This is a genomic window from Xanthomonas sp. SHU 199 (assembly GCF_000364665.1).
Taxonomy (GTDB): Bacteria; Pseudomonadota; Gammaproteobacteria; order Xanthomonadales; family Xanthomonadaceae; genus Xanthomonas_A; species Xanthomonas_A sontii.
This window is the reverse complement of the sequence record NZ_AQOI01000830.1, coordinates 1-389: the sequence shown is the minus strand read 5'-3', so window position 1 is coordinate 389 and position 389 is coordinate 1. Positions and strand designations below refer to the sequence as shown.

General features: G+C 75.3%; 1 protein-coding gene. It reads left to right on the top strand.

Annotation, left to right across the window (positions count from 1 at the left end; genetic code table 11):
• Positions 1-389: SPOR domain-containing protein (locus D183_RS25730; RefSeq protein ID WP_017911034.1), on the top strand; the 389-nt coding region annotated here is incomplete at both ends.

Below are 389 nucleotides of genomic sequence, written 5' to 3'. Positions count from 1 at the left end.
CGCCGCTGCGCCAGCCGCCGCGCCGGCGCCGGTCAAGGACAACCCCGATGCCGCCGACCTGGCCGATCCGGCCGCGGGCAGCGCCGCGCAACCGTTGCCGCCGAGCACGGCCGCCGGCAACTACGCGGTGAATTTCGGCGCCTATGCCACCGCCGCCGATGCCGATGCGGTGATCGCGCGGCTCAAGCAGGCGCAGCTGCCGGGCTTCCGCGAGCAGGCCACGATCGGCGGGCGCCAGGCCTGGCGGGTGCGGATCGGGCCGTATGCCGATCGCGCCCAGGCCGAATCCGTGCGCCTGCAGGCGGTCAAGGTGCGCAACGACGTCAACGCCCAGGTGGTGACCCTGGACGCGGCGCCGAGCAACGCCACCCCGGCCAGCGCTACGCCGA